General features: G+C 74.1%; 30 protein-coding genes and 1 pseudogene. 18 read left to right on the top strand and 13 right to left on the bottom strand.

The genetic code is table 11. From position 1 onward, the window contains the following. Window positions 1-176: 176 nt before the first annotated feature. The 4 genes from ACFOW4_RS20700 (at window position 177) to ACFOW4_RS20685 (ending at window position 2,396) form a co-directional block, all read left to right on the top strand. Window positions 177-551: a nuclear transport factor 2 family protein gene (locus ACFOW4_RS20700; RefSeq protein ID WP_377530158.1), complete on the top strand. Its 375-nt coding sequence runs from the start codon at window positions 177-179 to the stop codon at window positions 549-551. Continuing rightward, window positions 548-895: a DUF1330 domain-containing protein gene (locus tag ACFOW4_RS20695; protein ID WP_377530157.1), complete on the top strand. Its 348-nt coding sequence runs from the start codon at window positions 548-550 to the stop codon at window positions 893-895. Before ACFOW4_RS20700 ends, ACFOW4_RS20695 begins: the two co-directional genes overlap by 4 nt. Before the next feature lie 148 nt (window positions 896-1,043). Then, window positions 1,044-1,919, top strand: coding sequence for an alpha/beta fold hydrolase (locus tag ACFOW4_RS20690; protein WP_377530155.1), 876 nt, complete (start codon window positions 1,044-1,046; stop codon window positions 1,917-1,919). Between the two features lie 96 nt (window positions 1,920-2,015). Further along, on the top strand, window positions 2,016-2,396 hold the full coding sequence (locus tag ACFOW4_RS20685; protein ID WP_377530153.1) for an MmcQ/YjbR family DNA-binding protein: 381 nt from the start codon (window positions 2,016-2,018) through the stop codon (window positions 2,394-2,396). Between the two features lie 38 nt (window positions 2,397-2,434). On the opposite strand, the gene ACFOW4_RS20680 is transcribed toward ACFOW4_RS20685, so the two are convergent. The 3 genes from ACFOW4_RS20680 to ACFOW4_RS20670 form a co-directional block, all read right to left on the bottom strand. Then, window positions 2,435-3,049, bottom strand: coding sequence for a dihydrofolate reductase family protein (locus ACFOW4_RS20680; protein WP_377530151.1), 615 nt, complete (start codon window positions 3,047-3,049; stop codon window positions 2,435-2,437). A gap of 116 nt (window positions 3,050-3,165) precedes the next feature. Then, window positions 3,166-3,519, bottom strand: coding sequence for a VOC family protein (locus ACFOW4_RS20675; protein ID WP_377530149.1), 354 nt, complete (start codon window positions 3,517-3,519; stop codon window positions 3,166-3,168). A gap of 48 nt (window positions 3,520-3,567) precedes the next feature. Continuing rightward, window positions 3,568-4,935 (bottom strand): pyridoxal phosphate-dependent decarboxylase family protein, encoded by a 1,368-nt coding sequence (locus tag ACFOW4_RS20670; RefSeq protein ID WP_377530147.1) that lies wholly within the window; start codon window positions 4,933-4,935, stop codon window positions 3,568-3,570. A 239-nt stretch (window positions 4,936-5,174) separates the two neighbouring features. On the opposite strand from ACFOW4_RS20670, the gene ACFOW4_RS20665 reads away from it, so the two are divergent. The 7 genes from ACFOW4_RS20665 to ACFOW4_RS20635 all read left to right on the top strand — a co-directional run bounded on the left by ACFOW4_RS20665 (window position 5,175) and on the right by ACFOW4_RS20635 (window position 10,897). Then, window positions 5,175-6,155 (top strand): dehydrogenase, encoded by a 981-nt coding sequence (locus tag ACFOW4_RS20665; protein ID WP_377530146.1) that lies wholly within the window; start codon window positions 5,175-5,177, stop codon window positions 6,153-6,155. Between the two features lie 3 nt (window positions 6,156-6,158). Then, entirely contained in the window at window positions 6,159-6,557 is a 399-nt protein-coding gene (locus ACFOW4_RS20660; protein WP_377530144.1) for a 6-pyruvoyl tetrahydropterin synthase family protein, read from the top strand. Then, window positions 6,554-7,636 (top strand): glycosyltransferase family 4 protein, encoded by a 1,083-nt coding sequence (locus ACFOW4_RS20655; RefSeq protein WP_377530142.1) that lies wholly within the window; start codon window positions 6,554-6,556, stop codon window positions 7,634-7,636. The genes ACFOW4_RS20660 and ACFOW4_RS20655 overlap by 4 nt, the downstream gene beginning before the upstream one ends. Then, complete coding sequence (locus ACFOW4_RS20650; RefSeq protein ID WP_377530140.1) at window positions 7,633-8,457, top strand: methyltransferase domain-containing protein; 825 nt, start codon at window positions 7,633-7,635, stop codon at window positions 8,455-8,457. Before ACFOW4_RS20655 ends, ACFOW4_RS20650 begins: the two co-directional genes overlap by 4 nt. Window positions 8,458-8,519: 62 nt before the next feature. Continuing rightward, complete coding sequence (locus ACFOW4_RS20645; RefSeq protein ID WP_377530138.1) at window positions 8,520-9,458, top strand: lysylphosphatidylglycerol synthase transmembrane domain-containing protein; 939 nt, start codon at window positions 8,520-8,522, stop codon at window positions 9,456-9,458. A gap of 57 nt (window positions 9,459-9,515) precedes the next feature. Further along, window positions 9,516-10,199 carry a GTP cyclohydrolase II gene (gene ribA, locus ACFOW4_RS20640; RefSeq protein WP_377530135.1) on the top strand — a complete coding sequence of 228 codons (684 nt, stop codon included), beginning with the start codon at window positions 9,516-9,518 and terminating at the stop codon, window positions 10,197-10,199. Next, window positions 10,196-10,897, top strand: coding sequence for a RibD family protein (locus tag ACFOW4_RS20635; protein WP_377530132.1), 702 nt, complete (start codon window positions 10,196-10,198; stop codon window positions 10,895-10,897). The genes ribA and ACFOW4_RS20635 overlap by 4 nt, the downstream gene beginning before the upstream one ends. On the opposite strand, the gene ACFOW4_RS20630 is transcribed toward ACFOW4_RS20635, so the two are convergent. Together ACFOW4_RS20630 and ACFOW4_RS20625 are read right to left on the bottom strand one after the other, a co-directional pair. After that, complete coding sequence (locus tag ACFOW4_RS20630; RefSeq protein ID WP_377530130.1) at window positions 10,864-11,364, bottom strand: hypothetical protein; 501 nt, start codon at window positions 11,362-11,364, stop codon at window positions 10,864-10,866. The two genes, ACFOW4_RS20635 and ACFOW4_RS20630, sit on opposite strands and share 34 nt — an antisense overlap. Beyond that, entirely contained in the window at window positions 11,357-12,682 is a 1,326-nt protein-coding gene (locus ACFOW4_RS20625; protein ID WP_377530166.1) for a molybdopterin-dependent oxidoreductase, read from the bottom strand. The genes ACFOW4_RS20630 and ACFOW4_RS20625 overlap by 8 nt, the downstream gene beginning before the upstream one ends. A gap of 267 nt (window positions 12,683-12,949) precedes the next feature. On the opposite strand from ACFOW4_RS20625, the gene ACFOW4_RS20620 reads away from it, so the two are divergent. Continuing rightward, window positions 12,950-14,014, top strand: coding sequence for an NAD-dependent epimerase/dehydratase family protein (locus ACFOW4_RS20620; RefSeq protein ID WP_377530128.1), 1,065 nt, complete (start codon window positions 12,950-12,952; stop codon window positions 14,012-14,014). Between the two features lie 131 nt (window positions 14,015-14,145). On the opposite strand, the gene ACFOW4_RS20615 is transcribed toward ACFOW4_RS20620, so the two are convergent. Next, window positions 14,146-14,697 (bottom strand): YciI family protein, encoded by a 552-nt coding sequence (locus ACFOW4_RS20615; RefSeq protein ID WP_377530125.1) that lies wholly within the window; start codon window positions 14,695-14,697, stop codon window positions 14,146-14,148. A gap of 428 nt (window positions 14,698-15,125) precedes the next feature. On the opposite strand from ACFOW4_RS20615, the gene ACFOW4_RS20610 reads away from it, so the two are divergent. Next, window positions 15,126-16,076, top strand: a complete 951-nt coding sequence (locus ACFOW4_RS20610; protein ID WP_377530122.1) for a hypothetical protein — start codon at window positions 15,126-15,128, stop codon at window positions 16,074-16,076. A 59-nt stretch (window positions 16,077-16,135) separates the two neighbouring features. Here ACFOW4_RS20610 and ACFOW4_RS20605 read toward each other — a convergent pair whose 3' ends face one another. Further along, the gene (locus ACFOW4_RS20605; RefSeq protein WP_377530120.1) at window positions 16,136-17,629 is read right to left on the bottom strand and encodes a hypothetical protein; all 1,494 of its coding nucleotides are present in this window, start codon (window positions 17,627-17,629) and stop codon (window positions 16,136-16,138) included. A gap of 145 nt (window positions 17,630-17,774) precedes the next feature. Here ACFOW4_RS20605 and ACFOW4_RS20600 point away from each other — a divergent pair, with 145 nt between their 5' ends. Genes ACFOW4_RS20600 through ACFOW4_RS20590 form a run of 3 tightly spaced genes read left to right on the top strand, consistent with a single transcriptional unit; the run spans window position 17,775 to window position 19,965 of the window. Continuing rightward, window positions 17,775-18,449 (top strand): glycosyltransferase family 2 protein, encoded by a 675-nt coding sequence (locus tag ACFOW4_RS20600; protein ID WP_377530118.1) that lies wholly within the window; start codon window positions 17,775-17,777, stop codon window positions 18,447-18,449. Further along, a complete protein-coding gene (locus tag ACFOW4_RS20595) occupies window positions 18,446-19,126 on the top strand; it encodes a DUF2064 domain-containing protein (protein WP_377530115.1) in 681 nt (226 codons plus the stop codon). The genes ACFOW4_RS20600 and ACFOW4_RS20595 overlap by 4 nt, the downstream gene beginning before the upstream one ends. 53 nt (window positions 19,127-19,179) lie before the next feature. Continuing rightward, window positions 19,180-19,965: a class I SAM-dependent methyltransferase gene (locus ACFOW4_RS20590; protein ID WP_377530163.1), complete on the top strand. Its 786-nt coding sequence runs from the start codon at window positions 19,180-19,182 to the stop codon at window positions 19,963-19,965. Between the two features lie 7 nt (window positions 19,966-19,972). Here the strand turns inward: ACFOW4_RS20590 and ACFOW4_RS20585 are convergent, their stop codons facing one another. Continuing rightward, complete coding sequence (locus ACFOW4_RS20585; protein WP_377530114.1) at window positions 19,973-20,986, bottom strand: sensor histidine kinase; 1,014 nt, start codon at window positions 20,984-20,986, stop codon at window positions 19,973-19,975. Next, entirely contained in the window at window positions 20,979-21,671 is a 693-nt protein-coding gene (locus tag ACFOW4_RS20580) for a response regulator transcription factor (RefSeq protein ID WP_377530111.1), read from the bottom strand. The genes ACFOW4_RS20585 and ACFOW4_RS20580 overlap by 8 nt, the downstream gene beginning before the upstream one ends. A gap of 266 nt (window positions 21,672-21,937) precedes the next feature. Between ACFOW4_RS20580 and ACFOW4_RS20575 the strand changes: the two genes are divergently transcribed. Further along, on the top strand, window positions 21,938-22,732 hold the full coding sequence (locus ACFOW4_RS20575; protein WP_377530160.1) for an SAM-dependent methyltransferase: 795 nt from the start codon (window positions 21,938-21,940) through the stop codon (window positions 22,730-22,732). 63 nt (window positions 22,733-22,795) lie between these two features. Here ACFOW4_RS20575 and ACFOW4_RS20570 read toward each other — a convergent pair whose 3' ends face one another. Beyond that, window positions 22,796-23,227, bottom strand: coding sequence for a Rieske (2Fe-2S) protein (locus ACFOW4_RS20570; protein WP_377530110.1), 432 nt, complete (start codon window positions 23,225-23,227; stop codon window positions 22,796-22,798). A 206-nt stretch (window positions 23,228-23,433) separates the two neighbouring features. Here ACFOW4_RS20570 and ACFOW4_RS20565 point away from each other — a divergent pair, with 206 nt between their 5' ends. Then, window positions 23,434-24,042, top strand: coding sequence for a nucleosidase (locus ACFOW4_RS20565; RefSeq protein WP_377530108.1), 609 nt, complete (start codon window positions 23,434-23,436; stop codon window positions 24,040-24,042). An 11-nt stretch (window positions 24,043-24,053) separates the two neighbouring features. On the opposite strand, the gene ACFOW4_RS20560 is transcribed toward ACFOW4_RS20565, so the two are convergent. The 3 genes and pseudogenes from ACFOW4_RS20560 to ACFOW4_RS20550 all read right to left on the bottom strand — a co-directional run bounded on the left by ACFOW4_RS20560 (window position 24,054) and on the right by ACFOW4_RS20550 (window position 26,483). Beyond that, window positions 24,054-25,244 (bottom strand): low temperature requirement protein A, encoded by a 1,191-nt coding sequence (locus ACFOW4_RS20560; protein WP_377530107.1) that lies wholly within the window; start codon window positions 25,242-25,244, stop codon window positions 24,054-24,056. 397 nt (window positions 25,245-25,641) lie between these two features. After that, window positions 25,642-25,776 (bottom strand): annotated as a pseudogene (locus ACFOW4_RS20555) (hypothetical protein); the annotation flags it as partial. A gap of 62 nt (window positions 25,777-25,838) precedes the next feature. Then, window positions 25,839-26,483 (bottom strand): dihydrofolate reductase family protein, encoded by a 645-nt coding sequence (locus tag ACFOW4_RS20550; RefSeq protein WP_377530105.1) that lies wholly within the window; start codon window positions 26,481-26,483, stop codon window positions 25,839-25,841. Window positions 26,484-26,753 lie beyond the last annotated feature (270 nt).

The following is a 26,753-nucleotide window of genomic DNA, read 5'->3' as shown; positions in this document are numbered from 1 at the left end:
GGATCATCAACACCCTTCGCTGCGTCCGCAGCCCCGTCCTGAGTTAGGACTTACTCGTCTAGGTGCCGCATGGCAGCGAGGACCATTACCTGCGACGTCATCGACATGCCCCCCGGCACCGGAGATCCTCTCTCCAGCGACAACCTGCCCCATTTCCGGTGGACGAGGAGAGTTCCATGGCTGCGGCATTCGATCAGCTGGCCGAGCGGTACATCGCGATCTGGAATGAGACCGAACCGGCGAGGCGACGCAAGGACATCGACGACCTGTGGGCACCCGAGGGCCGCTACGTGGATCCGCTGGCCGTCGCCGAGGGCCGGGCCGCGATCGACGCGACGATCGCCGCGGTGCAGAGTCAGTTCCCCGGCATGATGTTCCGGTTGGCCGGCCCGGTCGACGGCCACCACAACCAGGTGCGCTTCACATGGGCGCTCGGGCCGCAGGACGGCGAGGCACAGATCGTCGGCTTTGACGTCGCAGTGATCGACGACAACGGACGACTGACTCAGGTTCTGGGCTTCCTGGACCGGGTCGCCGGGGAGGACCGATGACCGCGTACGCTCTCGCCCACCTGCGCAAGGGACCCATCCACCCCGACGTGCTGGAGTACCTGGCGCGCATCCAGGGCACCCTCGCCCCCTTCGGTGGCCGGTTCCTGGTCCACGGCGGAGCGGTCGACGTGCTGGAAGGCGACTGGCCGGGCGATCTGGTGATCGTCCAGTTTCCCGACCTGACCAAGGCCCACGGCTGGTACCACTCCGGCGAATACCAGAAGATCAAGCCCTTGCGGACCAGGCACCTCACCGGTGAGCTGATCCTTGTGCAGGGGGTTGAGGACCGCCACGACTCGTCGCGGTTGGCTGCCGAACTCCATCGAGCCGACGCGGCGGGGTGATCGGCGGTTCGGACGTACCGGCCGCGTGGCGCGTCGGTCGTCGTCTGCGGCCCGGCCGAGCGCCGACCACCCGCGACGCTCGGACACGTGCGCCACCGGCAGCGTCAGGTCTCGTCGGCTGTCCCACCCGCCTCGTAGTCTCAGCGTCATGACGACGACACGGACACACACGCTGACCCTGCCCGGCGTCGACCTGGTCTACGACGTACGCGGCCCGCTCCCACCGGAGGACGGCCGGCCGCCTCTGCTCATGGTCGCCCAGCCGATGACGGCGGAGGGCTTCACCGCGCTCGCCGCCAACTTCCCGGACCGCACGGTCGTCACCTACGACCCACGTGGCCTGGGCCGCAGCAGGCGCACCGACGGCCGGTCGGACAACACGCCGCAGCAGCAGGCTGCCGACCTGCACCTGTTGATCGAGGCGCTGGGTGCTGGCCCGGTGGAGATGTTCGCGAGCAGCGGCGGTGCGGTGACCGCGCTCGAACTGGTCGCGACCCACCCCGACGACGTCCGCACGCTGGTGGCGCACGAGCCGCCGATCAACGCCGTGCTCCCCGACGCCGCCAACGCCGAGCGCGCCCGAGCCGCCTTCAACGAGGCGTACGAGGCCAACGGCGCGGGCGCGGGTATGGCCGCGTTCATCGCCATGACGTCCTGGCAGGGCGAGTTCACCGACGAGTACTTCGCCCGGCCCACCCCCGACCCGGCGACGTTCGGCCTGCCCACCGAGGACGACGGCACCCGCGACGATCCGCTGCTGTCGAAGAACTCCTGGGCGGTCACCGACTACCGCCCCGACCCGGCCCAGCTTGCCGCCGCGCCGACACGAATCGTGATCGCGGTCGGCGAGGAGTCGGGGCAGACGTACACGGCGCGTACGGCCATCGGCACCGCGGCCCTGCTCGGCCAGCAGGTCACGGTGTTTCCGAGCCATCACGGCGGCTTCCTCGGCGGTGAGTTCGGTTACGCGGGCAAGCCCGAGGAGTTCGCCGCGAGGCTTCGCGAGGTTCTGGCCGCTGGCTGAACGTCGACGGTCGCGGTGCCCCGGGGGACAGGGGAGGTCGCTCCGCTGGCGGTTAGCCTCTGCGTATGGAAGAGGCGATGTCCGGGAGCACGCTCGATGGCTGACGCCGACGATGTCCGTCGCCTCGCCCTCGCGCTGCCGCACGTGGTCGAGATCCGCAGTGACGGCTTCGACTTCCGGGTCGCCGACAAGGGTTTCGTCTGGTCCTACCCCGAGCGCAGGCCCGGCACGTCGCGCGTCATCCGCACCGACGTCGCGGTCCTGTACGTCGGCGACGAGGCGGAGAAGCAGGCGTTGCTCCTCGGCGAGCCCGCCGTCTTCTTCACCACGCCCGCGTACGACGGGCTGCCGCTGGTCATGGTGCGGCTCGCGCAGGTGGACGTCGATCGTCTGCGGGAACTCGTCACCGACGCGTGGCGCATGCGTGCCCCGGACTCCCTCGGTGGCGACCTCGATGCCGCCGCCGAGTCTGCGTAGGCACTACCGCTGGCGCCGACCCGCGCAGTGGATCGTCCCTACCTCTCGCCGGGGCCCTGGTCCTTGACCTCGTCGTAGCCGACCTTGCCAGGTGCCTCGGTCGGCGCGTAGATGACGCGGAGCACACCGGTCGGAAACGCCTCCGTCGCCGTCACCTTCAGGTGGTACGGCGTGTCGCCGTCGTCGAACAGCCTGCGGCCCTTACGCGCCGCCACCGGGTGCACCAGCAGGCGCAGCTCGTCGACCAGCCCCGCGGCGAGCAGCTGCTGCACCACGGAGATCGAGCCGGGAATCAGGATGCCGCTGACGTCGGCGTCGTCCTTGAGCGCGGCCACGGCGTCAACGAGGTCGCCCTTGATCAGCTCCGAGTTGCGCCAGGAGAACTCCAGCGGCTGGCGGGAGACGACCACCTTGCGCATGTCCCCGAGCTGCTTGGCGAACGGCGCGTCGTCCCCACCCGCCGCCTCGCGCTCGGGCCACGCTCCGGCGAAACTGTCGTAGGTCACGCGGCCGATGAGCAGCACGTCTGCGGTGTCGTAATCCTCGGTGACGGCGCGGCCCATGTTCTCGTCGAAGTACGGGAAGTGCCAGTCGGGGTCGATTTCGGCCACGCCGTCGGCCGAGATGAACAGGGTGGAGATGACCTTCGCCATCGCGGTGATCCCTTCACGCGGTTGGTGCCGGTGGGTCGAATGGCGCAGATCCTAGTCGCCGAACGGTCGATCATGGAGGACCGTCGACATCGGCACGGCGTCCGCCGCGCCGCCGGTCACGCCACATGGGCCACGATGTTGATCACGTTGCCGTCCGGTGCCCGGACGAAGAACCGGCGCACACCCCACGGCTCCGTCGTCAGCGGATGCACGATCTCGTAACCGAGTTTCTGAGCTTCCGCGTAGGCGCCGTCCACGTCGTCGACCTGAACGGAGATCACCGAATCCTCCGGTGCGGTCGCGTCGCGCGACACGAGCTGGACGTTCGCCCCGGTGTCGGGAGAGGTGTAGCGAGCCACCCAACCCAGGTTGAACTCCTCGGTGCCCAGCCCGAGGTAGTCGGTGTAGAACGTCTTCGCTTCCTCGACGTCAGGCACGCGGAGGTTGGTGATGACGCGAATGGGACGCATGGGGGCCTCCTGCCCGCGGATGGTCGTGTTGCGTCGGCGTGGCCGACGTTACGCGGCGAGGCGGATGATCGCGGCCACCGACCGGTCCACGTCCGCCTCGGTCGTGGTGGCGTTCGACACCGAGATCCGCATCAGTCGCCGTCCGCGCCACGTCGTACCGCCCGCCCAGCAGGTGCCGTCGGCCTGTACCGCGGCCACCACCTGGTCGGTGCGCGCGTCGTCGCCGAAGCCGACCAGCACCTGGTTGAGGACCACCTCGTTCGCCACCTCGAAATTGGCGGCGGTCAGACCCTCGGCGAACCGGCGGGCGAGCGCACAGCAGCGGTCGACCAGCGCGGCGACCCCGTCGCTGCCCAGCTCCCGCAGGCCGGCCCACACCGCGAAACCACGGGCGCGGCGGGAGGACTCCGCGGTGAGGTCCGCTCCGACCGGTACGCCGCCGGAACCGACCAGATACGCGGCGGCGTACGACAGCGCCGCCGCGTGGATGTCGGGCCGGGCGCAGAAGGCGAAGGCCGAGTCGTACGGAAGGTTCAGCCACTTGTGACCGTCACAGGCCCACGAGTCGGCCAGTTCCAGCCCGTCGACGAGGTGGCGGGTGGTGGGGCTGGCAGCGGCCCACAGCCCGAACGCCCCGTCCACATGCACCCACCCGCCGTGCCGGTGGACCAGCTCGCACGCCTCCCGGAGCTCGTCGCAGGCGCCGGTGTTGACGTTGCCGGACTGGAGGCACACGATGGTCGGGCCCGGGGGGCCGGCTCGGAGAGCCTCCCGCAGCGAACCGAGGTCGATGGCGCCGTTCGACCCGGCCCGCACCGGCTGCACCGCGTCCGTTCCGAGGCCGAGCAGACGCAGCGACCGGTCGATGGTCCCGTGGCGCTCCTCCCCGGCGATCACCCGGATCGGCGGTGCGCCGACCAGCCCGCGCCGTTCCACGTCCCAACCCGCCTCCGCGAGCACCTGGTGCCGGGCGGCGGCGAGCCCGGCGGTGTTGGCCGCCTGGCAACCCGTCACGAAGCCGACGGACGCCGCCGCCGGGATCCGCAGGAGCTGCTTGAGCCAGGTGCCAGCGGCTGCCTCGGCGGCCATGGCCGCTGGCGAGGCGACGGCGTTGAACGCGAGCTGGTCCCAACCGGCGGCGAGGATGTCGGCCGCGGTCGCCGCCGGCAACGCGCCTCCAACGACGAACCCGAAGTATCGCGGGCCGGCGCTGGCGACGAGGCCGGGCTCGGCGGCGGCGAGCAGGTCGGCCAGCACCTGCTGCGGTGGGCAGGGGGTGGTGGGCAGCGGTCCGGAGAAGGCGTCGGCCAACGCGGCGTGGTCGATCGGCACGCCGACCGGCCGGTCCGGCAACGACAGCCGGTAGTCGGCCGCGTGGTCGGCGGCCAGACGGAACAGGCGGTTCAGATCCTCCACCGACGCACCCTACTGCCGTCGATCGGTCCAACGGAACGAGCGGACGGTGGTCACCACGCCACCAGTTCGGTCACAGTGCCGTCGCCCGGCCGCCCAGGACGAGGTCCCAGCGCATCCGGGTCGAGCGACCACTTCGAACCGTGGGCACCGTACCTCCGTGTTTATGATCGACGGCCCCGACAGGGAACCCAGGAGGCGGCCGTTCGGTTCGGCCGGGAGCAGAGGTGAGGTGCGGCACGGTGATCCGCGAGGCGTACGCCTGCTGGCTGCGGGAGCCCGGCGCCGCCGAGATCCGGCCGGTGTCGCTGCCCGCGCCGGGCCCGGACGAGGTGCTGGTCCGGACGCGCTACTCGGGGGTCAGCCGGGGCACCGAGACGCTGGTCTTCGCCGGCCGGGTGCCGCCGGACCAGTACGCCGCGATGCGCGCACCCTTTCAGGAGGGCGACTTCCCGGCCCCGGTGAAGTACGGCTACCTCAGCGTCGGCGAGGTCGAGCAGGGCCCGCCGGAGCTGCTCGGCCGTACCGTCTTCTGCCTGTACCCGCACCAGAGCGCGTACGTCGTCCCGGCCACCGCCGTGGTGCCGGTGCCGGACGGGGTGCCGGCCGCGCGGGCGGTGCTGGCCGGCACGGTGGAGACCGCCGTCAACGCGCTCTGGGACGCGGCGCCGCTGGTCGGTGACCGGGTCAGCGTGGTGGGCGCCGGCATGGTGGGCTGCTGCGTCGCCGCTCTGCTCGCCCGGTTCCCCGGCGTGCACGTCGAGTTGGTCGACGTCGACCCGCGTCGGGCCGGGGTAGCGGGCGCGCTCGGCGTCGACTTCGCCCGACCGGAGGACGCCGCTGGCGACCGGGACCTGGTGGTGCACGCCAGCGCCACCGGCGCCGGCCTGCAACGCTCGCTGGATCTGCTCGCGACCGAGGGCACGGTGATCGAGCTGAGCTGGTACGGCGACCGCCCGGTGCAGGTCTCGCTCGGCGGGGCGTTCCACTCCGGACGGCTCACCGTGCGCAGCAGCCAGGTCGGCGCCGTCGCACCCGCGCGGCGGGGCCGGCGCAGCTTCACCGACCGGCTGGCCCTCGCGCTGGACCTGCTCGACGATCCCGTCTTCGACGCGCTGATCACCGGCGCGTCCCGGTTCGACGAACTGCCCGACGTGCTCGCCCGACTGACCGCGGGTGACCTGCCCGCGCTCTGCCACCTCATCACCTACGACCGGGAGTGATCCGTGTTCAGCGTGACCGTTCGGGACCACATGATGATCGCCCACAGCTTCCGGGGGGAGGTGTTCGGCCCGGCCCAGCGCCTGCACGGCGCCACCTTCGTGGTGGACGCGACGTTCCGCCGGCCCGACCTGGACGCCGACGGCATCGTGGTCGACATCGGCCGGGCCACCGAGCAGCTGCGTGCCGTGCTCGGCGAGCTGACCTACCGCAACCTCGACGACGAGGCGGCCTTCGCCGGGGTGAACACCACCACCGAGGTGCTGGCCCGCACCGTCGCCGACCGGCTGGCCGAGCGGGTGCACGCCGGCGACCTGGGCGCGGGGGCGCGCGGCCTGGCCGGGATCACCGTCACGTTGCACGAGTCACACGTCGCCTGGGCCAGCTACGAGCGGTCCCTGTGACCTGGGCGGGCGGGGCGGTGGCGGTCGACCGGCCGGCGGTACGCGGGCGCGCGGTGCACGTCGTCCTGCCCGGCGACATCGACGACCCGGCCGCACCCAGCGGCGGCAACCACTACGACCGGCGGATCTGTCGGGGCCTCGCCGAGCTGGGCTGGTCGGTCCGGGAGCATCCGGTGCCCGGCGAATGGCCGCGCCCGGGCCGGGCGGCCCGGGCCGCGCTGGCCGGGGTGCTCGCCGGCACGCCGGACGACAGCGTCGTGCTGCTCGACGGCCTGATCGGCTCCACCGTGCCGGACCTGCTGGCCGCACACGCCGCCCGGCTGCGCCTGGTGGTCCTCGTGCACCTGCCGCTGGACGACGACGCCGAGGGCCGCGCGCTGACCAGCGCCCGGGCCGTGCTCGCCACCAGCGAGTGGACCCGTCACCGGCTGCTGGCCCGTCATCCGCTGCCCGCCGACCGGGTGTGGGCCGCCCCGCCGGGGGTGCGACCCGCGCCGCCGGTCCCCGGGTCGCCCGCCGGCACCCGGCTGCTCTGCGTCGCCGCGGTCACCCGACACAAGGGACACGACCTGTTGGTCGACGCGCTCTCCACCCTGGCGGCGCTGCCCTGGACCTGCGTCTGCGTCGGCACGCTCACCCGGGAGCCGGAGCTGGTCGGCGAGCTGCGCGGGCGACTCGCCGACGCGGGCCTCACCGACCGGGTGCGGCTGACCGGCCCGCGGACCGGCGCGTCGCTGGACGCCGCGTACGCCGCCGCCGACCTGCTGGTGCTGCCGTCACGCGGCGAGACGTACGGCATGGTCGTCACCGAGGCGCTGGCCCGGGGCCTGCCGGTGCTCGGCACCGACGTCGGTGGCCTGCCGGAGGCGCTCGGCCGGGCCCCCGACGGCGACCGGCCGGGGCTGCTGGTGCCACCGGACGACCCGGTCGCCCTGGCCGGGGCGCTGCGGGGCTGGCTGGGCGACGGTGAGCTGCGGGCCCGGCTGCGCCGCGCCGCCCACGCCCGGCGGGACACCCTCACGGACTGGTCGGTGACCACCGGGCTGGTGGCCGCCGCGTTGGCGGAGGTGGCCCGGTGAGCGCCGAGGCGACCCTGCCGTTCGCCGACTGGCTGCGGCTGCGCGAGCCCGCCGACGCCGACGCCCGCGCCGAGGACCTGGTGGAGCTGCTCCACCACCGACCGACCGGCGGCGCCCCCGCGGTGATCCACGACCTGGGCAGCGGCACCGGCTCGATGGGTCGGTGGCTGGCCGCACGCCTGCCCGGCCCGCAGCACTGGGTGCTCTACGACCGCGACGCCGACCTGCTGGCCCGGGCCGCCGCTCAGCTGGCCGACGCCACCGCCGCCGACGGCGCGCCGGTCACGGTGACCACCCGCCACACCGACATCACCCGGCTGACCGGCACCGACCTGGCCGGCGGCGCCCTGGTCACCGCATCCGCCCTGCTGGACATGCTCACCGCCGAGGAGGTCGAGCGGCTGGTGACGGCCTGCGCCGGCGCCGGTTGCCCGACGCTGTTCGCGATCTCGGTGACCGGGCGGGTGCGGCTCACCCCGGTCGACCCGCTGGACGCCGAGGTCGAGGCCGCGTTCAACGACCACCAGCGACGCACCGTCGACGGCCGGCGCCTGCTCGGCCCGGACGCCGTCGCCGCCACCGTGGCCGCGTTCACCCGGCGGGGCGTGCGGGTGCGGGAGCGGCCCACCCCGTGGCGGCTCGGCCCGCAGCAGGCCGAGCTGGCCGCCGAGTGGTTCCGCGGCTGGCTCGGCGCGGCCTGCGAGCAGCGCCCCGAGCTGGCCGGCCCGGCCGACGCGTACGCGCGGCGCCGACTCGCCGACGCGGCGGCCGGTCGCCTCGGCGTGCTGGTCGAGCACCGGGACCTGCTCGCCGGCGGATGAACTGCACGGGCCCGGTATACGTGCATCAGGGCAAGAGACGATCTCAGGGAGGAACGGCGCGGATGTTCTGGGCCTGGGCACGGATCGTGGGCGGGGTCGGTCTGCTGGCCGCCCTGCTTTGGCAGGTGGGCGGCGGGCCGTTCCTCGCCGGAGTGCGGCTGATCGACGCACCGGCGCTGGCCGCGGCGCTGCTCATCGGCGTGCTCACCACGGTCTGCGGGGCCTGGCGGTGGAGCCTGGTCGCCGGCGGCCTGGGCGTCCGGCTGCCGCTGGCGACGGCGGTGGCGCACTGCTACCGCGCGGTGTTCCTCAACGCCACGCTGCCCGGCGGGGTGCTCGGCGACGTGCACCGCGCGGTGCGCCACGGCCGGGACGCCGGCGACGTCGGCCGGGGCATCCGCGCGGTGGTGTGGGAGCGCACCGCCGGCCAGGTGGTCCAGGTGGCCCTCGCCGTGGTGGTGCTCGCGGCCTTCCCCTCCCCGGTGCGGCCGTACCTGCCGCTCGCCGCCGCGCTGCTGGCCGGCTGCGGGCTGGCTGCCGTCCTGCTGGCCCGACTCCTGCCCCGGGCCGGCCGGTCCCGGTGGGCGCGCGCGCTGCGCACCGCCGTGGACGACGTCCGGGCCGGCCTGCTGGCCCGGCGGACCTGGTTCGGCGTGCTGCTCGCGTCCGCCGTGATGGTCGTCGGTCACCTGGCCACCTTCCTGGTGGCCGCGCGCACCGCCGGCTCCGACGCCCCGCTGTCCCGGTTGCTGCCGCTGACCCTGCTGGCCCTGCTCGCCATGGGGCTGCCGCTGAACGTGGCCGGCTTCGGGCCGCGCGAGGGGGTGGCCGCGTGGGCCTTCGGCGCGGCCGGGCTCAGCGCCGCCGAGGGCGTCGCCGCGGCCACGGTGTACGGAGCGCTGGTGCTGGCGGCCAGCCTGCCCGGCGCCGCCGTCCTGGTCGCCCGGCGGATCCGGGTTCCCGCCGCCGGTCGGGAAGTCACCCGCCACCATGGACGTTGAGCGAACTGGAAGACGTGCGCGTCGCCGGACGGCGGTGGCGCCGGACGAAGGAGCCCCATGCGCGAAACACTGCCGGTCGCCACGGTCCGCACGCAGGTCACGGTGCCGCTGGAGTTCCCCGACGGGTACGCCGCCACCGCCCGGGTCTTCTCGTTCAAGGGGCTGGTGGACGGCCGGGAACACCTCGCCCTCGGCCTCGGTGACTGGGCCGGCGCGCTGGACCGGCTCGCCGCCGGCGGCGCGGCGCCGCTGGTCCGCCCGCACAGCGAGTGCCTGACCGGCGACGTGTTCGGCAGCCAGCGTTGCGACTGCGGGCCGCAGCTGCGCGAGGCCGTGCAGCGCATCGCCGACGCCGGCGGGTTCCTGCTCTACCTGCGTCAGGAGGGCCGCGGCATCGGCCTGTACGCCAAGCTCGACGCGTACGCGTTGCAGGAGGCCGGCCTGGACACCTACCAGGCCAACCTGGCGCTGGGCCGGGGCGAGGACGAGCGCGACTACACCGTCGCCGCGCAGATGCTGGCCACCCTGGGCGTGCCCCGGATCCGGCTGCTCAGCAGCAATCCGGACAAGGCCGAGCAGCTGACCCGGCTCGGCGTGGCGGTGGCCGAGCGGGTTCCCACCGGCGTCTACCTCTCCCCGGCCAACGCCGACTACCTGGCCGCGAAGGCCGCCAAGGCGGCGCGGACGCAGGCGCAGGATGCCCCGGTCGGCCGTGTCCCCGACCTACCGGTCGTGCCGTGAACGGCCCGCCGGCGCGGCCGTACGTGCTGCTGAGCTGCGCCGCGTCGATCGACGGGTACATCGACGACGCCTCGGACCAACGGCTGCTGCTGTCCAACGCGGAGGACCTGGACCGGATCGACGCGGTCCGGGCCAGCTGCGACGCGATCCTGGTCGGCGCCGAGACGGTTCGGCGCGACGACCCTCGGCTGCTGGTGCGCTCGGCGGTTCGCCGGGCGGAGCGGGTGGCCCGCGGGCTGCCCGCCTCGCCCGCCAAGGTCACCCTGACCGCCCGCGGCGACCTCGACCCGACCGCCCGGTTCTTCACGGCCGGCGAGCCGGTCCGGCTCGTCTACTGCGCCTCGACCGCGGTGGAGAAGACCCGCGAACTGCTCGGACGACTCGCCACCGTGGTGGACGCCGGCGAGCCGGTCGATCCGGGGTGGATGCTCGGCGACCTGGCCGCGCGGGGCGTACGACGGCTGATGGTGGAGGGCGGTGGGACGGTGCACGCCCAGTTCCTCACCGCCGGCCTCGCCGACGAGCTGCACCTGGTGGTGGCTCCGTTCTTCGTCGGCGACGGCCGGGCGCCCCGGTTCGTGGGGGAGGGCCGCTTCCCCTGGCACCCGGGCCGGCGGGCCCGGGTCGCCGGGGTCCGGCAGATCGGTGACGTGGTGCTGCTCCGCTACGCCCTCTCCGAGCGCTGCCGCGAAGCCTGACGCCCCGAGCGGGACGCCAGGCGGCGCAGAGCGTAGGTCGCGGCGCTAAGCAGGAACAGCGCCGCGGTCAACAGCAGCCATCGGGCCAGGTACGGCCGCTGGTCCAGCCCGGTGGCCGCGAGGTGGGTGGTCTCGCCCAGCCGCAGGATTCCGGGGGAGAAGATCAGGAAGAGCAGCGCGCTGGCGAGCGCCGGCACCCGGACGTGGTTGAGCAGCGCGACCCGGCGGCCCGCACGGGGTCGCACGATCGCGCCCAGCGCCCGGTCGGCGGCCGCGTACACCGGGAAGAGCACCAGGTCGTGCGCCACGACCGCGCCGACGAACCAGAGCAGCATCCGGCCGGCGGTCGCCTCCCCGGCCAGCCGCAGCGCCACCCAGCCGGTGAGGACGAAGGCGACCGTCACCACGAACAGGTGCCGCGGACCGGCGCCGTAGCCGGCGCGCAACCGACCCGTCAGCTCACCCATCGCCCCGGCCCCCGAAGTCGATCTCGGTCACCCACTTGGTGCAGTGCACCCCGGGCAGCGCCGGGACGATGACCCGCGCCGGGTAGCCGTGGTCGGGGGAGAGGTCGGCGCCGTTGACCCGCAGCGCCAGCAGCGAGTCGGGGTCGAGGACCTGGTTGGCCTGCAGGGTCGCCTGGCGGAACAGCCCGGCCTTCTCCAGCGAGGTCACCCGCGTGCCGTCCGGGTCGTCCGCGCCGACCAGGGCGGCCAGGTCCCGCAGCCGTACGCCGGTCCAGGTCTGCAGGGTGGACCAGCCCTCCACGCAGGCGATCGGCAAGGCGGCGGTGTGCTGCGCCATCGCCAGCAGCCCCGGCCGGTCCAGCGTCACCGTCCGCCCGCCGCCGCGCAGGGTCAGCCGCCAGCCGGCCCCGGTCTCCTCGGGACGCACCCCGGCGGCGGCGACGGTGCGGTTGACCACGAAACCGTTCGGCCCCGACCCCGGCTCCCGTCCCCGGGGCAGCAGCAGGGCGGTGTGGCGCAGCGGGCCGTCCAGGCTCTGCCCGATCGTCAGCGCCGCCAGCAGCAGCGTCCCGCCGCCGACCAGGCCGACCGCGCCGCGCCGGCTCATTGTCGGCGGTCCGGGCCGGCCGGCGACCAGGTCGTCCGGGTCGGGCGGCTCGGGTCGGGTCGCGGCGGCCGGGGTACGCAGCTCCGCGCCGACCGGTCGCGACCGCAGCGCCGACACCAGCCGGGGCAGCTTGAGCACCACGTGTGCCAGGAACGCGGCCGTGAAGATCCAGGCGCCGAAGTAGTGCGCGGTGTAGAAGTCGAAGCCGAACAGGTACGCGTACTGGATGTTGAGCAGCCCGGTGGCGATCTGGAAGAGGATGCCGCCGACCAGCAGCAGCAGGGTGAGCCGCTCCAGCACCTGGGCCAGCGAGCGGGCCGGCGGCCAGTCGAAGAGCTTCGGGATGACCGACCAGAGCTTGCCCAGCACCACCGGGATGAGCACGATCCCGAGGGTGACGTGCAGACCCTGGGTCACCCGGAACAGCCAGGACGGTCGGGTCGGCCAGTCGAAGATCGGCAGTCGCAGCCAGCCCACGTCGGTCGGGAACGCCTGGCCGAACCGGGGACCGTAGGCGGCGTAGTCGAGCAGTCCGGTGACGATCACCAGGGGCAGCGCGACCAGCAGCGCCGACCCGTACACGGCGGTGAGCCAGGGGCCGCGCAGCGGACTGCGCCAGCTGCGGTCCAGCGCGTCCACGCCGGGCGGCCGGTGCCGGTCCAGGGCGCGCCAGAACCGGCGCGGCGCGGCGTAGTCCACCGGGCCCGGCACTGGCGCGTCGGCCTCGCCGGTGCTCGGACCGGGCCTGCTGGGGGACACCGTTGCTCCTTCCTCTCGCCATCGAGCGCCGCGCCGGGCGGGCGGGCGACGGCGGCGGCTGCACTGGGGGCAGGCTAGAACGTGCCGGTACGGCCCGGACTGCTTTGCCGCATTACCGAACGCTTACCGGCCCGCCGCACCCCGCCGAGCTGTTGTGAAGTCCTTACGGGTCCGGCGAACCGGCCCGCCGGGCACCCGGTCCGTCCTACCGTGACCCGAATGCGGGTACTGGTCACCGGCGCGGCCGGGTTCATCGGATCGCAGGTCGCCGACCTGCTGGTCGACGAGGGGCACGAGGTGGTGGCGCTGGACGCGCTGCTGCCCCAGGCCCACGGCGGGGACGACCTGCCGGTCTGGTCGCGGCGGCACGACGTGGTCCACGGCGACGTCCGCGACGGCGCGCTGCTGGACCGACTGCTGGGCGGGGTGGACGCGGTGTGCCACCAGGCGGCGATGGTGGGGCACGGCCTGGACCCCTCCGACGGCCCCGACTACGTCACGCACAACGACTACGGCACGGCGGTGCTGCTGGCGGCCATGCACCGCGCCGGCGTCGCCCGGCTGGTGCTCGCCAGCTCGATGGTGGTCTACGGCGAGGGGCGCTACGCCTGCCCCGTCGACGGCACCGTACGCCCCGCGCCCCGGCGGACCGAGGACGTGGCGGCCGGCCGGTACGACCCGACCTGCCCGCGCTGCGGCCTTGGCCTCGACCCGCTGCTGGTGCCCGAGGACGCGCCCCTGGAGCCGCGCAGCACGTACGCGGCGACCAAGCTGGCCCAGGAACACCTGGCCGCCGCGTGGGCCCGGCAGACCGGCGGCGGCGTCTGGGCGTTGCGCTACCACAACGTGTACGGCCCCCGGATGCCCCGGGACACCCCGTACGCGGGGGTGGCTTCGATCTTCCGTTCCGCGCTGGCCGCCGGCCGGCCGCCCCGGGTGCTGGAGGACGGCCGGCAGCGGCGCGATTTCGTGCACGTCACCGACGTGGCGCGGGCGAACCTGCTGGCCCTGACCACCCCGGCGCCGATGGACCTGGTCCCGGTCAACGTCTGCTCCGGCGAGCCGCACACCGTCGGGGAACTGGCGGTCACCCTCGCCGAGGCGATGGGCGGGCCGGCGCCGCAGGTCGTGGGAGGCGCCCGCGCGGCCGACGTGCGGCACGTGGTGGCCGACCCGCGCCGGGCCGCGGAACTGCTCGGCTACACCGCCCGGGTCGGTTTCGCCGACGGGGTGGCCGGCTTCGCCACCGACCCGCTGCGGGCGCCGGCCGCGCTCGCCGGCTGACCACTCGGCGAAGGGCGACGGATGCACGGCTGCCCGGAGGTACGAGGACAGCTGACGGCTGCGGGGTCCGCCTCTCCGGCTGGCCGGGACGCTGTGCGCCCTCCCGGCGACGACGCCGCAGCGGCAGCGGGTTATGACGGCCGTCCGCCGAACCGCCAAGGGTGCACCTCGATGTCGTCGTACCGGTCAGCGGTCAGGATGGCGCGTGCCGTGTCCGGTTCGGGCGCCTGCACCAGTGCCGCAGTGCCCAGCCAGACGGTGCCGTCATCCGACAGCAGCGGCCCGTACGCGATCAGCCTGTCCCGGTCGGGCGGCAAGGGAAGGTCGATGGCCTCTCCCGCGCCGAGACCCAGCACCAGGAACCGGTTGCCGCCGTTCTGCCCGTCGGGGAATTCCCACATGGTGCGTCCCAGGGTGTTGCGCCACCGCCGCAGCAGCACGTCCCGGTAGGCGCCGGCCTGATAGTTGGGCTCGTCGAAGGCGAACGCGCGGGCGGCCGTGGGATCGGGCACGTCGACGATGTGCAGGCTGCCGGTGGGAGTGTCACCGTCGTTGGCGAGGGTCGGGCCGCGAGCGATCATATCGGCCGCGTACCGGTCCATGTAGGACCAGTGCTCTTCGAGCAACTGTTCACGCAGGGTCATGGAGCGGGGCCGATCGCGGTGGTAGCACAGGAACTCCATGCCCCAGAGTCTCGACCGGTGGCCGGCAGCGACGCCCTCCGGGTTGCGACCGGGCCGTGGGCGTAGTCGCATTGCTCCCGGGAGACACCCTTCGTGATCTCGATCCGGTCTAGGTCGCGTGACGGATTGAGTGAGCTCGTTGACCCGGCTGGTGGCCTCCGCTTCGCTGTGCCTGGGCGGTGGGCGCCCGGAGCGGGGGCACTGCGATGCGGTCATCCACGGAGCCGCCGGAGTCGGTGCCGCCACCGGTGGCGCGGCGGTGGCGGAGGGTCGCGGCGGCGGGCGTCACGATCATCGTGTTGGTGGTGGCGGGCGTGGTCGCCTGGCGCGTCCGGCCCGAGGAGCGAACGCGACCACTGCGGCCCGCCAACGCCGGCACCGAGGAGGTCTTCGCCGACCTGCCGGCCCAGCTGAGGCCACCGAGCCACGTGGCCGACCTGCCGACGGACCGTGGGGTGGGTCGGGGGGCGTTGCTGTACCACCAGAGGATCGACGCGGACAGCCTGGACCCCACCAGTCGCACCTTCGACCAGCAGGATGTCTATCTGGTGACCCGGTCGGGTGAGCATGTCCGCGTCGGGCGCACGCCCCCGGATACCGGGCCCCTGAACCTGTCGCTGTCGCCAGACGGGCGCTGGTTGGCCGCCGAGCGGAATGGCCATTGGCGGGTGCGGGACCTGTCGGGCGTGGCGGAGTACGAGGTCGCGGACGGGTACATGCCATGGCTTTGGTCGACCGACGCCCGCTCGTTGCTGCTCGCCGAACCGAGCGCGGACGGCCGGACCTTCGAAACCATGACACTGCCCGGCGGCGTGACACGCCGGCTCGAGGTGCGTACGCCCAGGGTGGCCACCGAGGTGGCGTTCGTCGCCGGCCGGGAGCTGGCGGTGTTCGACGGGAATCCATGGGTGGATCCATCCGGGCCGAAGGAGCTGGGTATCACGCTGACGGATGTGCTCACCGGCACGAACCGGACGCTGCCAGTGGTCGCCCCCGGCCAGACGAAGCCGGGTGAGATGGTGGGTCCGCTCGTGGCGCTGTGGCACGCCGGCGGGAGCCCGCCGAGCATCTGGATGGAGGTCGGCCGCCCCGACTTGGTGCCCACCGGCCGCCCCGAGGGCATGCTGGTGTCACCGTCCGTCGCGCTGCTGGGTGTGGACGTGGCGTCGGGCGCCTCCACCGCCAGGATCGAGATGAGCTCCGCCGGCGATGATCGGCGGGAGCTGTGTCGAGGCGTGGTGGCCGACGGCGTCGTCCTGCAGCGCTGGACCGCCACCACCACCGAGCTCATCGTCGTCGACCCGCACCGCGGCACCCGCCGCGTCGTGACGACGCTCCCCGGATCGGCGATGGTCCTCGTCCCCGGCGCGAGGCAGTAGCCGTCGTCGCGGTGCCCTTCGGACACCTGCTCGCCGACGCACCGGCACTCGCATGGCCGCTACGAGACCGTCCAGAGCAGGTGGTTGACCGCCAGGGCGGTGGCCGCCTGCCCGGCCAACCACCAGCGGCGCGACCCCACCGGCAGCCGGGCGGCGGCGACCAGCAGCCAGACCGTGAACGGCAGCCAGATCCGTTCCACCTCGGCCTTGCTCAGCCCGGACAGGTCCGCGCCGACGACCGCCACCGCGGCGGCCAGCGGTAACAGCACGGTGGGCCCCGCCGCCCGTACCGCCGCTGCCGCAGACCCGACCAGCCGGCCGGCCGGCCTCCACCCGCGCGCGGCGGCGGCCGGACCGAAGCGCGGGCCGCCGTGCGCCGGGCCGGCCGGCGGTACGGCGGCGCGGCCTGCGGTCGCCGCCAGCGCATGGCGCAGTTCGGACCCGGCGGTGCGCACCACCCGGCGCAGCGCCGGGCCGAGCACCGGCCCGGCGGAGAGCAGCAGGGCGGCCAGGTTCGCCCACACCCAGTAGCCGTACGGGCGGTCCGCCGCCCAGCCCTGGTAGTAGCGCTCGACCACCAACCGGTACCCGTCCCACCAACGGAAACCGGCCAGCACGAAGACCGCCGTCACGGCGGCCACCCCGGCGGACGCGGCGAGCAGGGCGCCCCACCGGTGCGTGCGGCGCAGGGCGAGCACGGCCAGTGCCAGCAGACCGACCAGCAGGAACCCGTACGACAGATGCAGCGCGAAGCCGAGCAGCGCACCGCCGGCCGCCGCGGCGACCCGACCGCGGACCGCCAGCAGAGCCAGGCCGGCGGCGACCACACCGGCGAAGATGCCGTCGGCGGAGGCGCCCACCCAGACCGCGCCGGGCAGCAGCACCAGGAATGGGATCACCGCGCGGGCGGCGTCGGCGGCGCCGAGCGCCCGCAGGGTCACCGGTACGGACACCGCCACCGTGGCCCCGAGCAGGACGCAGGCCAGCGCTGCGGCGGTGCCCCCGCCGAGGCCGATCCGGTCCAGCCAGACGAAGAGCAGCAGGGCGCCCGGCGGATGCCCGGCGGTGTGCGTGGACCAGGCGCCCGGTTGGAAGTCCAGGATCCGGTCGGTGAACCCGGCCAGCATCGCCGGGATGTCGGTGATCCGGGGCACCTCGTGCAGGTACTCCGCCTGCGGGGTCAGCCGCCGGGTCAGGCCCTCCGACACGCCGTCCACCAGCGCCAGCGACAGCGTCCAGGCCACCGCCGTCAGCCACGCCGCGACTAGCAGGACGCCCCAGCGGGCAGTGCGCGCCCACCGCACCCCCCAGCCGATCACCCCCACCGCGACCAGCACGGCGGCCGGGCTGCCCCAGCCCAGGTGCGGCCGCCAGGTGGCGAACAGCGGGGCGGCGTCGGCGTGCAGGCCGGCGTCGCGGGCGTTGAGCAGCGCGCCGACGAGCACCGCCGCGACCAGCAGCGCCCCCTCCAGGACGAGGATCAGCAGGTCGGCCCGGGAGCGGCGGGTCGGGGCTCGTCCGGGCGCGGCGGGGGGAGCGGTGGTCGAGGTCATGACCACGCGACGGTACGGCCACAGCCGGCCTCGCCGTGGCGGAATCGGCGGCCCGTCACCGTACGGTAAGAAGTGCGTCGGTGGTAAGGGTTCGGTAAGCACATTCCGGCCTCGGCCGGCCCGATCCGACCCTAGCGTCGGCGGTATGCCGACCCTGATCGACGTGGTGCTGCCCTGCCTGGACGAGGCGGCCGCGCTGCCCGGCGTACTCGCCGCCCTGCCGCCCGGCTACCGGGCGATCGTGGTGGACAACGGATCGCGTGACGGTTCGCCGGAGGTCGCCGCCCGGCACGGCGCTCGCGTGGTGCACGAGCCCCGGCGCGGCTACGGCGCGGCCGTGCACACCGGTGTCGAGGCCGCCGACGCCGAACTGGTCTGCGTCCTGGACGCCGACGGCTCCTTCGACCCGACCGAACTGCCCGCCCTGGTCGCCCCCGTGGCGAACGGGTCGGCCGACCTCAGCGTCGGTCGGCGCCGCCCGGTCGGCGCCGGGGTGTGGCCGTGGCACGCCCGCGCCGGCACGGCCCTGGTCGCGGCGCTGCTGCGCCGTCGGGGCGTACCGCTGCGCGACCTCAGCCCGATCCGGGTGGCCCGCCGCGACGCGCTGCTCGCCCTCGGCGTCACCGACCGGGCCTTCGGCTATCCGCTGGAACTGCTGATCCGGGCGGCCGCCGCCGGCTGGCGCATCCACGAACTGGACGTGACCTACGCGCCACGGGCCGCCGGCACCCGCTCCAAGGTGTCCGGCTCGGTGCGCGGCACGCTGCGCGCCACCCGCGACTTCGCCGGCGTGCTGCGCACCGTGGACGGCCCCCGGTGACCGTCCTGCTGGTGGTGGCCAAGGCACCCGTGCCGGGTGCCGTGAAGACCCGGCTGTGCCCGCCGGCCACTCCGGGGCAGGCCGCCCGGATCGCCGCCGCCGCGCTGCGCGACACCCTGGACGCGGTACGCGCCACCCCCGGGGTGACCCCGGTGCTGGCCTGCGCGGGCCGGCTGCACGAGGGTGCGGAAGCGGCCGACCTGATCACCGCGCTGGCCGGCTGGCCCGTGCTGACCCAGCGGGGCACCGGGCTCGGTGAGCGGCTCGCCACCGCGTACGCCGAGGTGGCGGCGGCGTACCCGGGTCGGCCGGTGCTCCAGATCGGCATGGACACCCCGCAGGTGACCGCGGCAGGGCTGGCCGATGCCGTACGCCGGCTCGGCACCACGGACGCGGTGCTCGGCCGGGCCGTCGATGGCGGCTGGTGGTCGCTGGGGCTGCGCGACGCCCGGCACGCGGACCTGCTGCGCGGGGTGCCGATGTCGACGCCGGACACCGGCCGCGACACCTGGGCGGCGCTGACCGGGCGGGGGCTGCGTACGGCGCCGCTGCCGGTGCTGCGCGACGTCGACGAGTGGCCGGACGCCCTCGCCGTGGCCGTCGAGGTGCCCGAGGGCCGGTTCGCCCGGCAGGTCGCCGCGGTCCGGCTCGCTCTGGTCCCGGGGGACCGGCGGTGAACCCGGTCGACACGGCGGTCGGCGTGTCGGCCGATACGGCGGCCGGCGTTCCGATGCCCGCGGTACCGGCTCGCGGCGGTGGGTGCGATGGCTCGTCAGTTCACGCCGCCGGGCCGGACGGTTTCGCCGCCGCCCTGGTCGACCGGGCGGCGGGCGGCCGGTGGCTGGTGCACGGCGACGGGGTGCGCAGCCGGCTGCCGGTGGGCCGCTGGCACGGCCGGGCCGAGCCGGCCGTCGGCGCGGTGGTGGCCCGCTGCGCCGGACCGACGCTGGATCTCGGCTGCGGGCCGGGCCGGCTCACCGTGGCGCTGACCCGAGCCGGGTTGACCGCGGTCGGCGTGGACGTCTCGGCGCACGCCGTGCGGATGACCCGGGCCCGGGGCGCCGTGGCCCTGCACCGCGACCTGTTCGACGCGTTGCCCGGCGAGGGCCGGTGGGCGCACGCGGTGCTGATCGACGGCAACATCGGCATCGGCGGCGACCCGGTGGCACTGCTGCGCCGGTGCCGGACGCTGCTCGCGCCCGGCGGCACGGTGCTGGTGGAGCTGGAGCCGCCCGGCGCCGGGCTCTGGCAGGGCCACGCCCGGGTGGCCGCCGCGTACCCGGCCGGCCGGCTCCGGCTCGGCCCGCCGTTCCGCTGGGCCCGGCTCGACGCGTACGCCGTGCACCCGGTCGCCGGCGCCGCCGGCCTGGCCGTACGGGAGCTGTTCCGGTGGGGCCGACGCTGGTTCGGCGAGCTGACCGTCGACCAGCCGTCGGGCTGTGATCCGATCGGCACCCTTTCCGTCCGCCGAGGAGAGCCGCCGCCGGCCCGCAGACCGCTGCCGCCGGCCGGGTGAACGTCGGTCAGGCGGCGTGGAGGCGGACCACGAAGCGGCAGCCGCCGGCGACGTTGTGGACGTCCACCCGGCCGCCGTGCGCCTCGACCAGCCCTCGGACGATCGCCAGGCCCAGCCCGCCGGAGCCTTCCCCGGCGCTGCCCGGCGTCCGCGCCGGCTCGCCCCGGAACGCCACGTCGAACAGCCGGGGCAGGTCGTGCTCGGGGATGCCGCCGCAGGTGTCGGCGACCGCCAGCCACGCGGCATCGCTCTCGCACCCGGCGTCCACCCGCACGGTGCCGTCGCTCGGGGTGTAACGCACGGCGTTGAGCAGCAGGTTACCCACCACCCGGGCCAGCTCGGGCTCGCTGGCCAGCACGGTGGGCCAACCCGACTCGGCGGCCACCAGCCGGATCCGCCGGGCCTCGGCCAGCGGCGCGGTGCCGGCCAGCGCGTCGGAGACCACCTCGCCGAGCGGCACCGCCGACAGGGACAGCTTCAGCGCACCCGCGTTGATCCGGGACAGCTCGAACAGGTCGTCCACGAGGCGCGTCATCCGGTCGGTCTGCGCCCGGATCCGCCGGTGGTACTCGGCCACGGTGGCCGGGTCGTCGACCACCCGATCCTCCAGCGCCTCGGCCATCGCCCGCAGCCCGGCCAGCGGCGTCCGCAGATCGTGCGAGACCCAGGCGACCAGGTCCCGCCGGCCCTTCTCGATCCGCCGCTCCCGTTCGCGCGCCTGGTCCGCCCAGACCGCGGCGGTGGCGAGCCGTCGCCCGAAGTACCAGCTGACGGCGAGACTCACCACCGCCGCGGCGGCCACGGTGAGCAGCACGACCTGCAGGTCGTGCGGGGACAGGAACATCGCCTGGGCGACCACCACCACCCCGGCCACCACCGCCGCCACGGTGACCGTGAGCAGCACGCACACGTGCACGGTGATGGACCGGGCGCGCAGCAGCCGCAGGGTCAGCGCGCCGGCCAGGCCGACACCGAACGCCGCGGCCAGCGACATCCCGAAGATCAGCGCCAGGTCACGCATCGGACGGCTCGTACCGGTAGCCCACGCCCCAGACCGTGACGATGCGTCGCGGCTCGGCCGGGTCGTCCTCGATCTTCTCCCGCAGCCGTCGCACGTGGACGGTCACCGTCGACTGGTCGCCGAAGTTCCAGCCCCACACCCGCTCCAGCAGCTCGGTGCGGCGAAACGCCCGCGTCGGATGCCGCATCAGGTGCGCCAGCAGGTCGAACTCGCGCAGCGTCAGGGCCAGCTCGCGACCGTGCAGCCGGGCGATCCGGGGCCCGGTGGCCACCTCCAGCCCCGCGTCGAGCAGCAGCTCGGCCGGAGACCCGGTCGGCTCCCCGGCCCGGCGCAGCACCGAACCGACCCGCAGCACCAACTCGCGCGGTGAGAACGGCTTGCCCAGGTAGTCGTCCGCGCCCAGTTGCAGGCCGAGCACCCGGTCGGCCTCGTCGCCGCGGGCGGTCAGCATGATGATGGGTACGCCGTCCGGCCGCTCCCGCAGCCGCCGGCACACCTGCAACCCGTCCAACCCGGGCAGCATCAAATCGAGCACCACCAGGTGCGGCGCGCTGTCCCGCACCGCGTCCAGCGCGGCCAGCCCGTCCCCGACGTGGCTCACCTCGTAGCCGGCGTGCTCCAGGTAGCGGCAGACCACGTCGCTGACGGTCCGGTCGTCGTCCACCACGAGCACCCGCTGCGCCACCGCCCACCTCCCGGGACCCACCCTAACCAGCGGCGACGCCCAACGGCGCCCCCGCAGATCTTGCAATCCGCTTACGTCCCCGGCGCTTCGATCATGAGGTTGGCGGCGGTTTCGGCGGCATTCCGGTGACGGGGCCGCGGACTGGTCGGGCGGTGGCGCGGATTCCCTGACTTCTATACCGTGGCACGGTCGCGGACGGCCACCTTCCCCCGGTCGGGCGGTTCCGCGACCGGATACGCAGCCGACATGAGGGGTTCGCCGTGACCATGAACTCGCAGGCGCAGCAGAAGATCGACACGTCGGTGCCGCATTCGGCGCGGATCTGGAACTACTGGCTGGGCGGCAAGGACAACTTCGCGGTCGACCGCGAGGCCGGCGACCAGTACCGACGGGTCTTCCCCGGCGTCGTCAACGTCGCCCGCGCGTCCCGGCAGTTCCTGATCCGGTCGATCACGTTCCTCGCCGCCGAGGCGGGCGTCCGCCAGTTCCTCGACGTCGGCACAGGATTGCCGACGGCCAACAACACCCACGAGGTGGCGCAGCGGATCGCGCCGGACGCGCGGATCGTCTACGTCGACAACGACCCGCTGGTGCTGGTGCACGCTCGTGCCCTGCTGGTCGGCACGCCCCAGGGCGGAACCGCCTACCTCGACGCCGACCTGCACGACCCGCACGCGGTTCTCGCCAAGGCAGGCAGGACGCTCGACTTCCAGCAGCCGATCGGGCTCATCCTCAGCGGCGTCATGGGTCACGTACCCGACTACGACACCGCCCGGTCGATCACGCGGCAACTGCTGGCGTCGCTGCCGAGCGGCAGCTACCTCTCGCTCAACGACGGCACCAGCCTGATCAGCCCCGAGATGCAGCAGGCGCAGGACGACTACAACGACACCGGAGCCGCGCCTTACACCCTGCGCTCGCCCGACCAGATCGACGGGTTCTTCGACGGCCTGCACCTGGTGGAGCCGGGCGTCGTGCCGTGCCCGCAGTGGCGACCCGACGATGCGGTCGACACGCCGGCCGATATCGACGCGTTCGGCGGGGTGGGCCGCAAGGACTGAAGGAGCGGACGAGACCTTCGTGCTCTACACCTTCGTCGAGGACTGACCCCGGCACCCGCTGGTTCAGGCGCGGACGATGTCCGTGCCGTCGACCCGTACGGCGATCTCGGTGAGCCCGCGGGTGGCCGGTCCGCCGAGGCGTGCGCCGTCGGCGATGGCGAACGTGGAGTTGTGGGCCGGGCAGGTGCTCACCCCGTCCCGGGGGGCGGCGATCCGCACTCCCTGGTGCGGGCAGGTGGCGTCGTACGCCTTGAAGGTGCCCGCGGTGGGTTGGACCAGCAGCACGCCGCCGACCAACGTGCCGCCGCCGACCGGAACGTCACCGGTACGGGCCAGCACGGTGCCCGCCGTGGCCGCCGCCGCGCCGGCCGGGGTGTCGCCGGCGCCGCACGCGCTCAACAGCCCGGCGGCGCCAACCGCGCCCGCTCCGGCCAGCAGTGCGCGCCGGCTTAGGCACCAGCGGTCGTCGCGGAGGAACTCCTGCCCGTCGTACACCCTCGTCACCTCTCGGTCGGCAGCCCGGAGCCGCGGCACCGTCGCCGCGGGTGGCCGCCCACGGCCCGTCCGGACTCCTCGGTGGCTCGTCGCACCCCAGCCTGCCGGACGTTGCTGAACGCGCGGTGCGACCCGGCTGTACGTTGGCTGGGCGCCGGCTCCGAGCCCACCTGAGCCGGGTCCGGCACGGCCCGTACGATGCTGCGGTGATTCTTCGGGGTGTGGTGCGAGCCGATCGACCGCTGGTGGTGCTCGCCGTCGAGGAGGAGGCCCGGTACCTCCCGCCGGAGCTGCCGGTGCTGCTCACCGGGATGGGCAAGGTCAACGCGGCGAGCGCGGTGGCGGCCGTGCTGGCGTCCGGGCCGCGGCCCGCCCTGGTGCTGAACCTGGGTACGGCCGGAGCGTTGCGCCCCGGCTGGACGGGGATCCACGAGATCGGCACGGTGCTCCAGCACGACCTGGACACCGACCTGCTGCGCACCCTCACCGGGCAGACCTACGGCGCGCCGCTGACCCTCGCCGTCGAGGGCGCGGTGCTGGCCACCGGGGACACGTTCGTGGCCGACGACGGCGCGCGGGACCGACTGGCGCAGCGGGCCGACCTGGTCGACATGGAGGGGTACGCCGTGGCCTGGGCCGCCGCGCGGGCCGACGTGCCCTGCCGGCTCATCAAACAGGTCAGCGACGAGGCGGGCGACGGCGCGGCGCGGACCTGGCGCGACTCGGTCGACGCCTGCGCCCGGGATCTCGCCGACTGGGTTGGGCTGCACCTCGGGTCGACTGTGCGCATGGCGGGGTCGGCTCAGCAGGGGTAGCTGGGACGTGGTCATCTCCCCGCCCGCCGCCGGTACGCCGTCGGCTCCCGGCGCAGCGCGTCGCCGGCCGCGACTGCGGCCAGCACCACCACCGCCACGACCGTGACCAGCACCGGGGGCCAGTGGACCGCCCACGGCACCAGCGGCAGCAGCACCAGCCAACCCACCCGGTGCAGCGGCAGGTGGCCGGCGATCAGGTAGGTGAAGAGGGTCCGCCCGATCAGGAACACCGCCGGGCCGCCGAAGGTCAGCGCGACCCGGCGCAGGGAACTCGGACCGGTCGGGTCGGCGACGACCAGGTCGGCGCCGGCCGCGGTCCAGACGATGCCCGCCAGCATCACCAGGTGGGTGTACGGCCCCAGCCGGGCCGCCACCCCCAGTTCCCGGGCCGACACCGGCCGCCGCAACACGCCGGCCCCGAAGACGTACATCTGCCAGAGCAGCAGCATGGTGACGAAGATGGCCAGGAAGGCGCCGAGTCGGGCAGGGGTGAACTTCTCGTCGCTGATCTCGAGGATGGGCACCAGGATGATGTCGCCGAGGGCCAGGATGATGAACTGCTGGTACCGCTCGGCGAGGTGTTCGGTGGTCTTCTCGTACTGCTCGACGGGCACCCGGCCCAGCCCCGGCGTGGGGTAGCGCGCGGCGGCGGAGACGTAGTCGATGACCACCGCGATGGTCCAGCACGTCCAGCGCGAAGGAGCGAGCAGCGCGCCGGTGATCCAGAGAACTCCGGAGGCCAGGAACCAGAACAGGAAACGGGCCGCCCGTTGCTGAGCCCGGCGCAGGTGCCGGTGCCGGTGCCGGTGTCGGTGCAGCACGCTGACCAGCACGAGCCCTCGCACCACATGTGGGATCACGTAGGCGGCCGCGAAGATCAGGGCGTGTCTGTCGCTGGCCAGCGGCAGCGCGACCGCCATTCCGACGGCGCCGAGCATGGTCACCATGAGGATCGCCTGGATCGGCCGCCGCTCGGGCTCGTAGAAGTCGGTGGTGGTCGAGGTGATCGACCAAGTCCACCAGATCGCCGCGAGCATCAGCAGGACCTGCGCGGTGCTCGCCCAGGTGTCGGCCCGCGCCAGCAGCATCGAGGTCAGGGCCAGGGACGCCACGAAGACCACGTCGAAGAGCAGCTCCAGCAGCGTGGCCCGGGTCGACCCGTCCGGCCGGCGCACCAGTTCGGCGGCGCCTGCGGTCGTCATGCCCGGCCCTCCCGCCGCATCCCGGGCACCGGCCGCCCGGTGCGCGGCGGACCGCACCGGGCGGGCCCGGGCGCCGCATCCTGCGAGGATTATCGACGGCGCCGCGCGGACACGTCCCCGGTTCGGCCGTTCCGGCGGGCACCGCGCCGCAGGGCGACGCGGACGCGGTGGAGGCCGGGCGGATCGCCCGACCCCCACTGATCCGTCTGGCTCGGTCAGCCCAGGTACTTCTCCCACGGGCCGGTGATGGCCAGGGTGAGGCCCGGGTCCTGCATGTTGACGAAGAGCACCTTGCCGTCGGCGGTGAAGGTCGGCCGCAGAACTCCGAGTCGTTGAGCTGGTTGCGGGCGATCGCGTACGTGGGGCCGCCGGGCATCGCGCTGAGCACGTGGGAGGCGCCCGAGCCGTCCTCGGCGAGCACGAGGCTTCCCCACGGGGTGACGGTCACATTGTCCGGGCCGTCGAAGGTGAGGTCGTTGTACTTGACCGCCGCACCCTCCTCGGACTGGGTCTGGTGCTGGAAGTACGTCACCAGCTGGATGGTCTGGGCCCGGAAGTCGTGCTCCGCTGCGCGGCATCATGGCCGACGCGTCGTCAGTCGTCGCGCCCGGTACCGCGATCGGGCGCGCTCATGTCTCCCGTCCCGGGTGTGCCGTCGGCGAGCCCGTAGCGCAGGTACACGGTGCCCGTCGGACTCGCTGCCGGCGGTTCGAGGAGTGTGACGTTCGTGGGCACCGCGCCACCGTCGAACACCTTCTTCCCGACGCCGAGCACGATCGGGTGCACCCAGAGGTCGAGACGGTCGAAGAGCTTCTCGCGCAGGAGGGTCTGCACGAGGTTCAGACTCCCGACGACCTTCACGTGCTCGTGCCGGTCACGGATCTCGCGCACCGCGCCGGCCAGATCCGGACCCAGCTGCGTGGACCCGGCCCAGGAGAGGTCGGGCCGGCCACGGGAAGCCACGTACTTCGGGATGCTGTTGAAGAGCGTGGCGATCTCGTTGTCCTGGCCGCCCTCCTGGTGCGGCCAGTAGGCGGCGAAGATGTCGTACGTCCGCCGGCCGAGCAGGAGAGCGTCCGTGCCCTCGTACGCGGCACCGACCTGCGCTGCGGACACGTCGTCCAGCAGGGGCGCCTGCCAGCCGCCGAACGGGAACCCCGCCGGATCCTCGTCGGGGCCGCCGGGCGCCTGCGCGACGAGGTCGAGCGTTGCGAACAGTTCGATGTGGATGAGCCCCATGCCCTACTCCCGATGAGTCGTCGTCTCGGTCACAAGATAGACCGGTGTGCACCGGCAGACTCATCGACGCGACGGCACCGACCATCGGCGCGATGACCACCAGTGCGTCGGATTTCAGAGCGAGATCCGCTGCGGCGCCGACGCGGACGCCGCCGTCCAGGTACCGACGGCCGCCGATGGTGACCGGCGCGGAAGAGCGCAGAGCCTCAGAGAGTGTTGTGATACCTCGGCGTGATCATCGCTGACTCTGTCAGCGATGATCACGTCTGT

Origin of the sequence: Micromonospora sp. GCM10011542, from assembly GCF_042650685.1 — a bacterium.
In the GTDB taxonomy this organism is placed as follows: domain Bacteria; phylum Actinomycetota; class Actinomycetes; order Mycobacteriales; family Micromonosporaceae; genus Micromonospora.
Note: the sequence above shows the minus strand (reverse complement) of the source record. Positions and strands in the feature narration are given on the sequence as shown.